Source organism: Dolichospermum sp. FACHB-1091 (genome assembly GCF_014697585.1).
In the GTDB taxonomy this organism is placed as follows: domain Bacteria; phylum Cyanobacteriota; class Cyanobacteriia; order Cyanobacteriales; family Nostocaceae; genus Dolichospermum.
The window spans coordinates 134,957-149,775 of record NZ_JACJSB010000005.1; the positions used below are offsets into that span (position 1 = coordinate 134,957).

The 14,819-nt window shown below is 38.5% G+C and carries 12 protein-coding genes; 7 read left to right on the forward strand and 5 right to left on the reverse strand.

Annotation, left to right across the window (positions count from 1 at the left end; translation table 11 throughout):
* Positions 1-219: 219 nt before the first annotated feature.
* Complete coding sequence (gene speY, locus H6G25_RS05035; protein ID WP_190391527.1) at positions 220-1,368, reverse strand: deoxyhypusine synthase; 1,149 nt, start codon at positions 1,366-1,368, stop codon at positions 220-222.
* A 182-nt stretch (positions 1,369-1,550) separates the two neighbouring features.
* Between speY and H6G25_RS05040 the strand changes: the two genes are divergently transcribed.
* From H6G25_RS05040 to cobO, 3 genes are all read left to right on the forward strand, one after another.
* Positions 1,551-1,910, forward strand: coding sequence for a DUF433 domain-containing protein (locus H6G25_RS05040; protein ID WP_190391528.1), 360 nt, complete (start codon positions 1,551-1,553; stop codon positions 1,908-1,910).
* The gene (locus H6G25_RS05045; RefSeq protein WP_242034886.1) at positions 1,904-2,263 is read left to right on the forward strand and encodes a DUF433 domain-containing protein; all 360 of its coding nucleotides are present in this window, start codon (positions 1,904-1,906) and stop codon (positions 2,261-2,263) included. Before H6G25_RS05040 ends, H6G25_RS05045 begins: the two co-directional genes overlap by 7 nt.
* A gap of 104 nt (positions 2,264-2,367) precedes the next feature.
* The gene (gene cobO, locus H6G25_RS05050) at positions 2,368-3,045 is read left to right on the forward strand and encodes a cob(I)yrinic acid a,c-diamide adenosyltransferase (protein WP_190391529.1); all 678 of its coding nucleotides are present in this window, start codon (positions 2,368-2,370) and stop codon (positions 3,043-3,045) included.
* Between the two features lie 72 nt (positions 3,046-3,117).
* Here cobO and H6G25_RS05055 read toward each other — a convergent pair whose 3' ends face one another.
* From H6G25_RS05055 to H6G25_RS05070, 4 genes are all read right to left on the reverse strand, one after another.
* Positions 3,118-3,834, reverse strand: coding sequence for a hypothetical protein (locus H6G25_RS05055; protein WP_190391530.1), 717 nt, complete (start codon positions 3,832-3,834; stop codon positions 3,118-3,120).
* A gap of 674 nt (positions 3,835-4,508) precedes the next feature.
* Positions 4,509-5,492, reverse strand: a complete 984-nt coding sequence (locus H6G25_RS05060) for an RNA polymerase sigma factor, RpoD/SigA family (protein ID WP_190391531.1) — start codon at positions 5,490-5,492, stop codon at positions 4,509-4,511.
* A 799-nt stretch (positions 5,493-6,291) separates the two neighbouring features.
* Positions 6,292-8,022 carry an ATP-binding protein gene (locus H6G25_RS05065; protein ID WP_190391532.1) on the reverse strand — a complete coding sequence of 577 codons (1,731 nt, stop codon included), beginning with the start codon at positions 8,020-8,022 and terminating at the stop codon, positions 6,292-6,294.
* 93 nt (positions 8,023-8,115) lie between these two features.
* Positions 8,116-8,910: a glutathione S-transferase family protein gene (locus H6G25_RS05070; protein WP_190391533.1), complete on the reverse strand. Its 795-nt coding sequence runs from the start codon at positions 8,908-8,910 to the stop codon at positions 8,116-8,118.
* A gap of 757 nt (positions 8,911-9,667) precedes the next feature.
* On the opposite strand from H6G25_RS05070, the gene H6G25_RS05075 reads away from it, so the two are divergent.
* The 4 genes from H6G25_RS05075 (at position 9,668) to H6G25_RS05090 (ending at position 14,697) form a co-directional block, all read left to right on the forward strand.
* The gene (locus H6G25_RS05075) at positions 9,668-11,863 is read left to right on the forward strand and encodes a polysaccharide biosynthesis tyrosine autokinase (protein ID WP_190391534.1); all 2,196 of its coding nucleotides are present in this window, start codon (positions 9,668-9,670) and stop codon (positions 11,861-11,863) included.
* 239 nt (positions 11,864-12,102) lie between these two features.
* Positions 12,103-13,014: a glycosyltransferase family 2 protein gene (locus tag H6G25_RS05080; RefSeq protein WP_190391535.1), complete on the forward strand. Its 912-nt coding sequence runs from the start codon at positions 12,103-12,105 to the stop codon at positions 13,012-13,014.
* Positions 13,015-13,058: 44 nt separating this feature from the next.
* Positions 13,059-13,763, forward strand: coding sequence for an acylneuraminate cytidylyltransferase family protein (locus tag H6G25_RS05085; RefSeq protein WP_199319661.1), 705 nt, complete (start codon positions 13,059-13,061; stop codon positions 13,761-13,763).
* Positions 13,764-13,767: 4 nt separating this feature from the next.
* Complete coding sequence (locus H6G25_RS05090) at positions 13,768-14,697, forward strand: phosphoglycerate dehydrogenase (protein ID WP_190391536.1); 930 nt, start codon at positions 13,768-13,770, stop codon at positions 14,695-14,697.
* The last annotated feature ends 122 nt before the right edge of the window (positions 14,698-14,819 follow it).

Consider the following 14,819-nt stretch of genomic DNA (forward strand, 5'->3'; position numbering starts at 1 on the left):
TTAATAGTCGTTTTTTAGGTTAAAATAGACAATACACTTTAATCAGGTAATGAATCATGACAAAATCTACACCACAAAGGGTTGATGGTGTTTAATTTTTACCCGCCTTACTTACATCCCCACCCTGTAGAGGGATGGGGTACTACGGCGTTTTCTGATAAATGTAGGGGCTATTCCTGCGGAGCGCTTCGCTATCGCCCACAATATGATAATAAAACCCTAACCTTTCACAGGTGTACCGCAAGGATAAGTTGCTACTTTGGGATCACTATCCTCACTTACAGGCTTGTCTTTAGCTGCTAGATAATCTTTTTGCAATGTATCTAATAAAGTTTGACGTTGATCATACAACCGCTTCAGGGAACGAGGTGGACATTGATTCAGGACATAAGCTGTCATTAAAGGCAAAGCGATCGTACTATCAGTATAACAAACAATAGCACTAGGTAATTCATCGGGATCAATTTTACCCCAACTCACAGCTTCAGCGGGAGTCGCCCCAGATAAACCACCAGTATCAGGACGTGCATCAGTAAACTGAACAAAGAAATCATGTCCCCGTTCTTCCAATCCTAACACCTCGTGTATTTGCGGTTGTGTTTGTAGTAAAAAGTTTTTAGGACTACCACCACCAATAATTACTGCCGCACTTGTGCCTTCATTTTCTCGCGCTCCATAAACAATCGCTGCGGTTTCATTGACATCAATAGCCGGATCTAATACCAATTTTGAACCTTCTAAAGCTAAGGCGGCGACATTCATACCGATAGAACTATCACCAGGAGAAGAAGTGTAAATAGGTACGCCACATTCATAGGCCGTCGCCAACAAACAGGAATTTTTCACCCCCAATTGCTGTTCTATTTCCCACACGCACTTACCGAGTAAATAATGAAATTCCGCCGTTCCCATACGCTTTTGAAAAGGTTCAGCTTGGAGAACTTTACGGATAAAAGCGTCGGTTTCTAGGAGTACATCGTAACCGAAAATAATGTCATAAATTCTGATTGTCCCTTCTTCCCGCAATTTGACATCATCTAAAAACGGACTACCAGCAAATAGTTCAAAGCCCAAACCATAATGCATATCATGGTAAAGATTCGCACCTGTGCAAATCATCCAGTCAATAAAACCATTGCGAATTAGCGGCGCAAGGGCGGAAACCCCAAAACCTGCGGGTGTCATAGCCCCAGACAGGCTAACGCCTACGGTGACACCTTCTTGAAACACTTCCTTAGTCAGCAGTTGACAGGCTTCCCGCAACCGGGCTGAGTTGTAGGCGGTAAAATAGGTATCAATCAAATCAACCACGCTAACATTGTTAGATATGGGAGTAGGTGCAATTTTCTTACCTTGTTTTTGTGACATTTTTGAGGAATCCTGAATACTAAATATGCCGAATATAATGTTATCGTATTTGTACGGAAGTTCCTAAAATGTTATTTAGCGATATGAGTTAGGGACAATCCTTAATGGTATACTGAGGGATTAATACAGTTTTGTATTTCTATTATTTGCTATGATTAAAGACAACTAACTTGTTATTAATTATGGCACAAGCTTTAGTGAGTCTCTCTGAAGGAATTGTATCTGAACCAGCACCATTGGAATTTACCACTGATGGTGTGATTAGGATAGGTAAAACTCGTGTAACACTCGATACGGTAATTGCTGTTTTTAAACAAGGAACAACAGCAGAAGAAATTGCTTATCGTTATCCATCCCTTAAACTTGCTGATATTTATGCTACCATTGCCTTCTATCTCAATCATCAACAAGAAGTGGAAGTGTATTTACAGAAAAGACAGCAACAAGCACAGGAAATTCGTAGAATAAATGAGGTCAGATTTGACCCCCAAGGGTTGCGTAATAGATTGCTGGCGCGGAAAGCAGAACGGGAAGTATGTTGAAACTGCTGGCTGATGAGAATTTTGATAATACTATTGTCAGGGGATTGTTGCGACGTAACCCAAATATTGATATTTCTACTTTAATTGTTAGCACACCAGATACTTGTGGTGGTCGTCCGCGAATTGCTGATACTCGTATTACTGTTCAGTATATTGTCAATGAAATTAAATCTGGTATGACCCCAGAAGAAATTATTGAAGATAAGCCTTATTTGACAATTGCAGGTATTTACACTGCGTTGGCTTATTATTATGCTAATAAGGAATCACTAGATATTGAATTTGCTCGATATCAAGAAGAATGTCAACGACTTGAAGCAGAATATAAAACAAATTATTCAGATCGTAGCTAACAGAATTTATGTAATTTCTGGTCTATCATAACTAATGAATTTGTCAAAACACGAAAATTATACTTCATGCTCCTAGTCTTAACAGTTATTTATCAACAGGGTTTATGAAAAGCGACACACCAGAAGAATTAAATCCAGATCAAGAAATTTCCCGTTTAATTGATGAGGTAATATCATCATCGCAAACTGATGAAAAATACCGTCAAAAAATGCAGCGACGGAAAGAAATTCAAGACCAAAGAATAGCTAAAGCCATACCAGAAAAAGGCTTAATTATCGTCAATACTGGTCATGGAAAAGGTAAAACTACTGCGGCTTTGGGAATGGTTTTAAGATCCCTTGGTCATGGATACAAAGTAGCCATAATTCAATTCATTAAAGGCGCGTGGGAACCAGCAGAAAAACGCGCTTTTAGTCATTGGGAAAACCAACTAGAATTTCATGCTATGGGGGAAGGCTTTACATGGGAAACTCAAGATCGTGATCGGGATTTGGATAAAGCCGCTGCTGCTTGGGAAAAATCCCTAGAATTTATCAAAAATCCCGATTTTAAATTAGTGCTTTTAGATGAAATTAATATTGCTTTGAAAATGGGTTATTTACAAGTTGAACAAGTATTAGCAGGTTTAGCTGAAAAACCACCGGAAAAGCACGTAATTCTCACGGGAAGAGGCGCACCACCCGCATTAATTGAAAAGGCTGATTTAGTCACTGAAATGACCTTAATTAAACATCCTTTTAAGGATCAAGGTGTGAAGGCGCAAGCAGGAATTGAATATTAAGAATTAACAAAGAATTAACAAAGTAATTTGTATCGGTGGTAGATATTCAAATATCTATCGCCAGTTTATTAATTACCTAAAACCATCACTTTCCTGTTGACATATCTGTAAAATTTCCCTATCATTAGAACTTACAGAATTTAATTGTTGATAGTCTTGTAAAGTTACTGAATAGGGATAGGTTGTCAACTCATTTTCATTAATTTTAGGGATTGTACTTGTTGTCGCCACCTCCATTGTCCCGGCTTCACCAGGGTAACTTTTCACTGTCATGGCTAATTCTCCTGACTTAGCCAAACTACCTTGAAAACAACTAAATTCAGATTGAGGAACATACAAAGCACCAATGATTTTACTTTGGTGTTTTTCAAAGACAATATAACCTTGTCCTAATTGATTTGGTGTTGATGATTGTCCATAGAGATAAATACCATCTTGTTCTGGAAATTGGAGTTTTTCTTTTTTCCCTAATTTTCTTGTATTTGCGGATAATGTTGTGATGTTTTCTGTCAATTTATCAGGAGATAATTGATAGGAATTAGCCACTTGAGATTTTTTAACTTTCTCCTGTTTTATTTCTCCAACTCGTGATCTAATGGAAGATTCAGAATTAATCTCATTCTGATGATTATGTGATACATAATTAGTGGACAAAGTTGTTAGTGATAACAGCTTTTGATGTTGTTGACTGGAATAAACAATACCTAAAACACCAACGGAAAAAACCAAGCCAGCAACGGGAAATTTTAATTTACTGGAAGTAATGAATTTAGAAATATAATCAAGCATACCATTTCTCCTGTAACAAACTTAACTTTTTTTTTCGCGTCCTCAAATAATAACTAAATACTAATTACCAAAAATTCCCTCAAAAGTTTCATCTATATATTTTGATTCTAAATCATCAAAAAATCGCTGTTTATAGAATTTTTGGGAATAATCTGATTTAATTATTATTTAATAAATTTATGTTTCACTTAATCAATTCATCCATTTGAGGGATGTAAAATCAACATTTGATCCTTTTTTACTTTGTCGTTGTAATGCTGTATATAGGAATAATATTTGATTTATGAAAAGATACGGTTGGTGCGTCAGATATTACAAATCTGTTTATTGATAGAATTTATGCAGTAGTAAAGCACCCTACAATACCTAATTTTTTTCAAAAATCAAATACGAGTTCTATAGCAGCGAAAATTTGTTTTCTCTAGTGCTTTAGGTAAATTTTATGTCTCATTTAAGCCCATACTCCTGTATTTTTCAGTGATCAATAATACAGTTCATTTTTATATCAGTATTTGAGAACAAATTGTCAAACCTCCTTAATTCCTTAACTTATCAATACATACAAGGGCTAATTCACAAATTTCGCACAATAAATCGTAAAAATTACCCCCTGGGTTCAGGAGGCGTATATCCAATTGATATCATTTAAAACACCCTCGTGCGCGTTTATATTTCTAACTCGCAACGTATTCCTTAACATTAGCGCGGCGGCGACGTAGGTGTGCAAGAGCTTGATGCTCCAATTGGCGAACTCGTTCCCGACTCAGGTTTAATCGTTCTCCAACTTTCGCTAAGGACATTTCATTTCCGTCTTCTAAACCAAAGCGTAAGGCTACAACTTGACGCTGTTGGGGTGTGAGTTCAGCCAGTAAGTTATTCAAGTCCTGACGCAGAAATTCCTGGGTGGTATAATGCTCAGGGGAAGGACTATCATCTTCTAACATTTCTTGTAACTCAGTATCTTGGTTATCACCAACACGCACGTCTAAAGAGACTGGTTGACGCGCCATGTTTAGATATTCACGAATTTGAGCGGGTTCTAACTCCAATTCTTGAGCAATTTCGACTGGTGTGGGCGACCTTCCTAGCTTTTGCGCCAATTCCCGCTGAACTTTTTTAATTTTGTTCAATTTCTCGGTAATATGGATTGGTAAGCGGATAGTCCGACCTTGTTGGGCGATCGCCCTGGTAATTGCTTGACGAATCCACCAATAAGCATAAGTTGAGAACTTATAACCTCGGGTAGGATCAAATTTTTCTACACCTCGTTCTAACCCCAAAGTCCCTTCCTGAATTAAATCCAGAAATTCCATATTTCGCTTTTGATATTTTTTCGCAATAGCTACAACCAAGCGCAAATTGGCTTCAATCATTTTTTGCTTGGCTCGTCTACCTTGTACCATGAGATGATTTAATTCTGTTTCTGAATGGTTAACATGGGCAGCCCATTCTGCTAAACTGGGTTCATGATCAATTTCCTTGCGTAAAGCTTCCTTAGCTTCTAGTATTACCATCATTTGCTGTACTTGCTTACCGTAAACAATTTCCTGTTCACGGCTTAACAAAGGTACACGGCCAATTTCCCGTAGATAAGTCCGCACCATATCAGCTGTAAATTTGGTATTGATATTTTCTGTATGATTTTTAACATTAGGCATTGTTGCTTTTATCCTCTACTTTTTACTTTTTAAACATAATCAATATTTTTTTTCAACAACGGTAAGTCTGGCAATTCCGAAAACTCCTAAGCTTAAAATCTATAAAATACATAGGTCTGCTTATGGAAACTTACCATTAATCATTACATTGATCAAGATATTACGTGGGTATTACTACTCTAAGATTAAGATATAGATATCCCCACCTCCCCTCAATTTTCCACCACTAAGAATACACCTGACTGTTAAAAACAGTCCTTCTTTTTGATCGAAAATTTAGGTTTTAAACTTCTTCCTAGAAAGAAAGGCAGCTTTACGGAATTTGTGCCACAATAAAAACATTAACCTTATGGCGTTAGGAGACTTTAAACGGACAGGGAGCGACTATAAGACTACTTGGGTAGCAGGTTGCTGTGAACCGTCAATAATCACCGTTCCTTCAGGTCGGTGATTATGTCAAAAACAGACTCAATAGCAATAGTAAAGTTCCCAAATTTTAATCCCAAATTTTAAATGTTTCAGTCATCAAGCCAAAAATTAGAGAACTACTTCATAGTGGGGAACGGGGAACAGAATTGAAAGTGTTTTGGTGGATAATTTTCTAGGTAAATTTTGTATGTCATTCAAGAGCATACCACCATACCTTAACTTTCAAAAACCCTGCCAGCATATCCATGGTGACGCAAAAAGCTCCTCTTCAGTTGCTTTCAAGTGGCCGGATAACCGAACTTGATTTATTTAGATTATGGAGGGATTTTATGAAGTTGTCCGTTGTCCGTTGTCCGTTGTTAATTTAAAACTAAAAGCCTAAGTCCGCTTTAGCTAATTCAGCAGCGGTGAATACTTCTTCATCTGACTTTTCTTCCCAAGCCACATCCCCAATTTCAGCGTAAAATGTGGTATCATAAGGGCGGGTACGCACAACCACCGGCATAGGAACAGCATGTCCTAAAATCAAAGCTTGTTGTTTAGAGTCTAACTTAGCTAAGACTGAACGTAAACCCCCCCCACCGGATACACCCGTAAAAATAGCATCAATATCTTTCTCATCATTGAGTAAAGCCGTAATACGAGTCCCTATCTGGGACATAACTTCATTATCTATCCCTGATGGACGTTGATCAACTACCAAAAGTGTGACAAAATACTTCCGCAGTTCTCTAGCAATAGTCCCAAAAATCGTACTTTGGACAACTCCTGGGTCAAGAAAGCGGTGTGCTTCCTCTATTGTAATCATTAGTGGTGTTGGCCGATCTAAAGGATTTTTACTTTGGAGAAATTTATCAGCTTTTCTGACATAATGCTCATGTATCCGTCTAGTGATCATATTTGTCACTAACATATATGAAAGCATATTTGACTGGGAACCAAATTCAATAACTACGTTTTTTCCCGCTTCTAAAGATTGAACTATATTTTTAACATAATTTTGTGGACAAGCACTACGCATATACTTTAAACTGTCTAAACGTAATAGTTTACGCTGTAACGACATAATTGAGCCTTTGTGTCCTCTTTTTTCTGCACAAAACATCTCAATATCTTCATTACTCATATTCAGCAATTGAATAATCCAAGATTTACCCAACTCGCTAAATAGAATATTAGCATTATCCAATGCCGCTTCTGAGAGTCCTAACTCACGATTACATAATTTAATATCTTCAACTTCTACCTGTTCATAACTAAGGTAGAGTTCTTGAGCGTCCCTAACACCTCGGCGTTTAGTCGAGTCTGGATCAAGGGTGTAAACTTCCACTTTTCCAGGAAATAACTGTTTTAAACCCTTCACAGTATTAACGTTTTTCCCTTCTGCGACTGCTTCCCAACCATATTCCGAGTGCATATCAAAAATCAAATTAACAGCCGCATTTTTACGAATCACTCCAGCTAAAATTAAACGAGTGAGAAAAGATTTACCAGTACCAGATTTACCAAAAATACCATTACTCCGTTCCACAAAGCGATTTAAATCAATACAAATCGGCACATCCATATCTAATGGTTTACCGATAGAAAAGTTTTTACGTTGAGGATCATCTTCCCAACCAAACACCTTACGAAAGTCGTCTTCGGTTGCTTCGTAAACTTGGCTAAAGTGACTAGGAATAGTTTTAACAGGTAATAATTCCATCGTCGTACTGGTTTGGGGTTGAAAGGATGCTAAACCCGTAGAAGATGGTATAAAAGAATTAGGGGATTTACCATTGGTGGAAAAAACAGGTTCTTGAGATTCGGGGGTAAACATCAACATTGGTGCTAGGTTAATCATTCCATAAGTACCACTACCGGCTAATACCTCGCGCAAAAAACTATCTTCCCAATTGGGAGGACTAGCAACAATGCGGTCATTTGCAGTTCCTAAAGATACATCTGTTAGGAGACAGAAAAAACGAGAGCGTACCCCTTCTACCACGAGAAATTTACCTACCCGCATATCTTCTACGGAGATATCTGGGTGTAATCTGACTTCTAACCCTCCGGTCAGAGAACCTTCAATAACTGAACCTAATGGCTGTCCCCAATTCATGTTAATTTTATTACTTATCCGTTGTCAGTTGTCACTTGTTCGTTGTCAGGGAACAGGGAATAGGGGAAAAGATGATGACCAATTACCAATTCCTTAATCAATGTTAATGTTTGTAGGTGCATTTCCCACCGGTGGTGTAATTCCTGGTAATGGTTTTCTAAATTGTGAGTAAATGCGATCGCGCCAGGCGAAAAATGCTTCATAATCGGGATTATCAGCTATACTAGACAACCCTTTCCCTCTCAGAGAGACTGGTAAATCTAAGTAAGCACCTTCAGGAAACTTTAAAAGCATTGACAAACTAGCTACTGCTAAATCTGCTAAAGTTGGCTCATCACCTGTTAAATAGGGACTATCTGCCAATAATTGGGTAATAATTTCCAAATCTTTTTTTAAGCTAATAATAGCCGCATTTACCGCATCCGTTGTCAAACCCACCCCAAAACCTAGTACAGACAGAAAATCACCAGGAACACCTTCGACAAAATTTCTGAGAATATCTGGGGTTGAAACTGGTAACAAAGCCTTACGGAAATTTTGGTCTTGACTAATAGCTGCAAAAAGTGCCTTTCTGCCCTTTACACCCATTGACTCATCTGCCCAATCCTCCAATAATAAAGTCAAAGCCCGTTTTTTGGGTTCTGTTGGTATGAGCGGACTATCTGGGTATGTTGAGTCTAAATACTTAGCGATTTCCGTAGAATCGAAAATATATCTATTGCCATCTTTTAACACTGGTACTTGTTTTTGTCCAGTCAGTCTAAATAATTCCAGTTGTCCAATTCCCGGTGCAACTTCGATTTTGCGGTACTCTAACCCTTTATAATCAAGGATGAGACGGACTTTTTCGGAGAATTGAGATAGTTCCCACTGATATAGTTCTAGCATACCGTATATTTTACAACTCCTTTGGTTATCAACTTCATACAGCAGATTGCGAATCAATGAAGTACAATATCTAACTTCAAAGCCAGACACCAAGAGAGTTTTACTCCCGACGTTTGGGGTTAACACCGCCTCTTCTGACTCCTCAACTCTACTGTAATTGTATCTTTAATGTTAAGAATTTTTCCTGTTAATCCATTTTTTCTGATCTGATTTGCTACTACTTAATACCACTTAAGTTGAAAAATACTCGGATTTTCCAGTTAGTAGCTATCCGTTATTATATCATACAGCAGATTGCGAATCAATGAGGTACAAAATCTAACTTTAACGACGGACATCGAAGAAAAGCCTTCCTAGAAGGACGGGGGTTTCAAACAAAGTTTTTGATAATAGACAATAATTGAATATATTTTATTTGGTAAAATTTGATTTGTGACCTATGCTATATTAAAGACTATTGATTTTGGTGCTATATAGCCATGCTAGTATAGATTTTTACCTGATTAAATGAAATAAACCTTATTCCGGGACATTCAACCTGTACCATGGCTGTTAGAGAAACAGCTAAATAGAATAAATAGAAGTTGATGGCTTGGTAAAAGGTGGGGTGTATGTAACACAACACAGCCAAAAACTCCGTTTAACAAAAATTAATCTCCAAAGTCATGAAATTACCGAGCTATGCTGGAATCCATAATCCGTCAAACACATAACACATAATTGTATACACATAATATTTTCTGAAATCAATTAGCCCATGTTCAATAACCAAGAAGACCAAGATTTATCTATTGACATCCAACAATACTGGCTGATACTCAAAAGACGTTGGCTGGTGACATCAATTGTCATGGCGTCTGTTTTCGGACTCACAGCCCTTGCTACTTTTGTCATGAAACCAGTTTACGAATCAGAAGGTAAGCTAGTTTTTAGCAAAAAAGATGCAGCTTCAGCGCTTTCTTCACTCACAGATATATCCCAACAGGTAGGAGAACTAGGCGGACTGACAAACTTAAGTAACCCAGTAGATACTGAGTCCGAGATCATCCGTTCGTACCCCATTGTCATCAAAACTATTACCGAACTGAAGTTGAAGGATAATTTAGGACAACAACTTTCTGTAGATGACTTCCTCAAAATACTAAAACTGAAAACCATCCGAGGGACGGATGTGCTGGAGCTTTCCTACAAAAGCACTAATCCACAAGAAGCAGCCAATGTGGTGAATTCCTTGATGAAATATTACCTAGATAGCAATATTAGCACTAACCGCGCCCAAGCGATCGCCGCACGGAAATTTTTGTCCGGCGAGTTACCAAGGGCTGAGAAACGAGTTACGTCGGCAGAAATAGCCCTACGTCGCTTTAAAGAAAAAAACCGAGTGGTGGCTTTGGATGTAGAAGCCAAAGTTAGTTTGGAATCACTAGGGAAGCTAAATGAGGCGATTACTCAAAGCCAAGGAGAATTGGCTGCAGCTTACACTCGCTCCATAGCTTTACAAAATGAAATGAAACTGAGTACACGAGAAGCCGTAGACCTCAGCAGCTTAAGTCAGTCCCCCGCTGTACAGGAGGTACTCACAGAATACCAGAAAACACAACACGACCTAGCGGTAGCACGAACTCTTTATACCAATGATAATCCCAAAGTTGTTAATTTAGTCATGAAAGAGGCGGCGCTGAAAAACCAACTAGAAGAGCGAGTTACTCAAACCGTTGGCAATTCTGAGTTCTTACCCAAAGAAAATTTGCAAATAGGAGAACTCAAACAAACATTAACTCAGGATCTAGTGAAATCGGAGGTAGAAAGGTTAGCATTGACAAACCAAATCGGGGAACTGCGGAAAGTATTTATACTCAACAAAAAACGCTTAGATAGCTTACCTCGACTAGAACAACAACAGTTACAGCTACAGCGACAATTGACAGTGGCACAAACCACTTATCAAGAACTGCTGAGGCAATTCCAGTTAGTTCAAGTGCTGGAAAATCAGAATGTGGGTAATGCGCGGATCATCTCTGATGCTTTAGTTCCTGAAATTCCCGTGTCTCCCAAGATTCTTCTCAACTTATTACTAGGGGGCTTTTTTGCCATCCTTTTGGGTGGGGGAACGGCGCTAACATTGGAATCTATGAATAAACACCTCAGAAATATTGAAGAAGCTAATCGGTTGTTGGGCTTTCCCTTGCTGGGGACGATTCCTCAATATGGTGAAAAAACACAGAAAAATGCGCCAGAAGGTCTGGTGGAAGTGCCTTTGCTGGATAATCCCTATTCACCAGTTAGTACATCCTTCGAAATGCTCCAGACCAACCTGGGCTTCACTGTTTCTGATCAAGAGTTGCGGGTAATATTGATAACTAGTTCAAAATCTGGGGAGGGCAAATCCTTTGTGTCAGCAAATCTGGCGGTAGCAGCAGTCCAGGTCGGACGACGAGTGCTATTAATAGATGCCGATATGCGTCGTCCCCGTCAGCACCGCATTTGGGGCATACCCAACTTGTTAGGACTAAGTAATATTTTAGCTGGTCAAACGCAGTTAGAAAATAATACCATGGAAGTATTCCCTAATCTGGATGTATTGCCAGCGGGAAAAATCCCACCTAACCCGGTGACACTTTTAGATTCCAAGTGTATGGCTGATTTGATTCAAGCAGCCGCCAGCGATTATGATTTTATAATTATTGACACACCACCTTTGACTGCCGTTACTGATCCCTTGGTTGTTGGTAAATATGTAGATGGGTTATTGTTGGTTGTCCGTCCTGGCGAAGTTGAGTATTCAGCATTGAAGTCGGCGAAATCATTACTCAGTCAGACCAAAGTGCCTGTTTTGGGAATGGTGGTTAATGGTGTTAGTGAGGAAAGTGGTTATGGTGGTTACTACTATTCTAGAGGTTATTACGGAGATAAAGTAGAGGTAAATAAGAAGCCTGTGGAAAGTCATCAGTAATAATAGACAATAATAGGCATCTGGAGGTAAAGATTGTAGATCCGAGAATCCCCACTCATGTTACGTCTCTACAAAGGTTCTAGGATACACGTGCTTAATTTCTAAAGATGTCTATTTTCCTCTATTGATTTGATTCCCCGCTCATGAAAGACTTGAAGAGTTGCATTAAGTATCCATGTATACAAAAGTAATCTTGTTAAATGTCGTAAACTTGTCAGTTTATTTTGAGGTCATAAATAATGAGTTTAACTGCTAGTATCATAATTAGAACTTATAATGAGCAGCGATATCTTGAAAATCTCCTGACAGCAATTCAAAAACAAGTAGTGGATGATTTAGTTTATGAAGTAATAATTGTTGATTCTGGCTCCAGTGATAAAACATTAGAAATCGCAAATAAATTTGATTCCAAAATTCTACACATCACAAAATCCGAATTTTCATTTGGGCGTTCCTTGAATATTGGTTGTGCGGCGGCGACTGGAGATTACTTAGTATTTATTAGTGGACATTGTGTACCAGTTAACGAGTATTGGCTAATGAGTTTAATCAACCCGTTGATAGTTAAAAATATTGACATTACCTATGGTCGTCAATTAGGTGGAGAAACCACAAAATTTAGTGAAAATCAGCTTTTTGATAAATTCTTTCCGAAAGATAGTCAAATTCCTCAGAAAAGTTTTTTCTGTAATAACGCTAACTCCGCTATTTTAAAAAGTGTGTGGAAAAAATATAAATTCGATGAATCTATAACCGGATTAGAAGATATGTATTTAGGTAAGCAAGTTGTTGCTGCTGGTGGCTTGATTGGCTATGTTGCTGAGGCACCTGTTTATCATTATCATGATGAACCTTGGAGTGTGGTAAAAAGGCGTTACGAGCGAGAAGCGATCGCACTGCAAGAAATTCTGCCAGAAGTACAAATTAACTTGGGAGATTTTCTTAGATATTTTATTAGTGCGGTGTTACTAGATGCTGGTAGTGCGCTGCAACAGAAAAAGTTATCCAGTAAACTTGGTGAAATATTTATGTTTCGGTTAATGCAGTTTTGGGGGTCATATCGCGGTAACCATGAACATAGAAAAATTTCTGCACAAATGAAAGAAATGTATTTCTATCCTCGAAATATTTCTAAGGAAAATTATTCTTAAATTGATTCTTAAATCATTATTCAGACACAACAAAAGCAGCCATCATGTCAAAAACATTAAAAATAGTTGCTCTTTTACCAATGAAAGCCAACAGTGAAAGAGTTAAAGGCAAAAATTTTAAATTTCTGCATAAAAAACCGCTTTTTCAATGGATATTGGATAGCCTGACTTCAATTCCCGAAATCTCAAAAGTTGTCATTAATACTGATGCTCGTGCCATTTTAGCATCACATCAATTAGTTGATTCAGAAAAAGTACAAATAAGAGACAGAAAACCAGAGATTTGCGGTGATTTTGTCAGTATGAATCTAGTCATAGGAGATGATATCGCTAATGTCCCAGCGGATGTTTATCTCATGACTCATACAACCAATCCTCTCTTGAGTTCCGCAACTATTCAAAAGGCGCTACAGCGGTTTTTAGATGCCAGGGAAAATGGTAGTGCAGACTCCTTATTTACAGTCAATCGCTTTCAAACACGGTTTTATCGAGAAGATGGTACAGCAATCAATCATGACCCTAATAACTTGATTAGAACTCAAGATTTAGAACCTTGGTATGAAGAAAACTCTAACCTCTACATCTTTACGGCTGAGAGTTTTGCTGCTACAGGTGCTAGAATTGGCAGAAAGCCGATTTTGTTTGAAACGCCTCGTTTAGAATCTATAGACATAGATGATCAAACCGACTGGTATTTGGCAGAATCAGTTGCCCAGTTTATGGAATTTCAAACAATAGAAACAGCTTAAAATTATGAAAGTGCTAGTTACTTGCCCACCAATGATTGGTTTGATTGACACATTCAAACCCGTGTTTAGTGCCAAGGGAATTGAAGTTGATTGCCCTCATGTTGTCCAAACTCTATCAGTAGAAGAACTGAAATCTTTAGTTCCCCAGTATGATGGCTGGATAATTGGTGATGATCCAGCAACCAAAGAAGTATTTATGGCTGGTAAGTTGGGTAAACTGAAAGCGGCAGTGAAATGGGGCGTTGGTGTAGATAATGTGGATTTTGTAGCTGCTAAGGAATTGGAGATTCCCATTGCCAATACTCCCCGAATGTTCGGCACTGAAGTAGCAGATATTGCAGTGGGTTACGTTATTGGGTTAGCAAGACAAACGTTCTTCATTGACAGGGGTGTGAGACTGGGAAAATGGTTGAAGCCTTCTGGTATATCTCTGTCCGAAAAAACAGTAGCTTTACTAGGGTTTGGTGACATTGGCAGAAATACAGCCAAACGGTTATTAGCTGCTGATATGCGAGTTATTGCTTATGATCCTTATTTTCAACCAGCAGCGGGATTAGAAACTGTTGAATCGGCCCAGTGGCCTAACCGCTTAGATGAGGCTGATTTTATTGTCTTGACTTGCGCCCTAACTCCAGATAATTGGCATATATTAAATAAGGAAACTTTAGCTTTAGCAAAAAGAGGGCTGCGGATTGTTAATGTAGCACGCGGACCATTAATTGATGAAGTAGCTTTAGCTGAGGCTTTGGCATCGGGACAGGTATATTCAGTAGCATTGGATGTTTTTGAAGTCGAACCATTGCCGGAAGAATCACCGCTACGACAATTTGAACAGTGTATTTTTGGCTCTCACAATGCCTCAAATACTGTGGATGCAGTGCATCGTGCTAGTGAGAGAGCAATTCAATTATTATTCAATTTTTTGGGAGCATAAGAGAAGAGGTTGTTTAAAAAGTATTATATGAAACCGATGATGTCCAGAAACCTAACCCTCCTTCCCCCCTTCCCTTCCCTACCGAGGGAATGGGGGTTTCAAAGCCTCTCCCCGCACCTCTC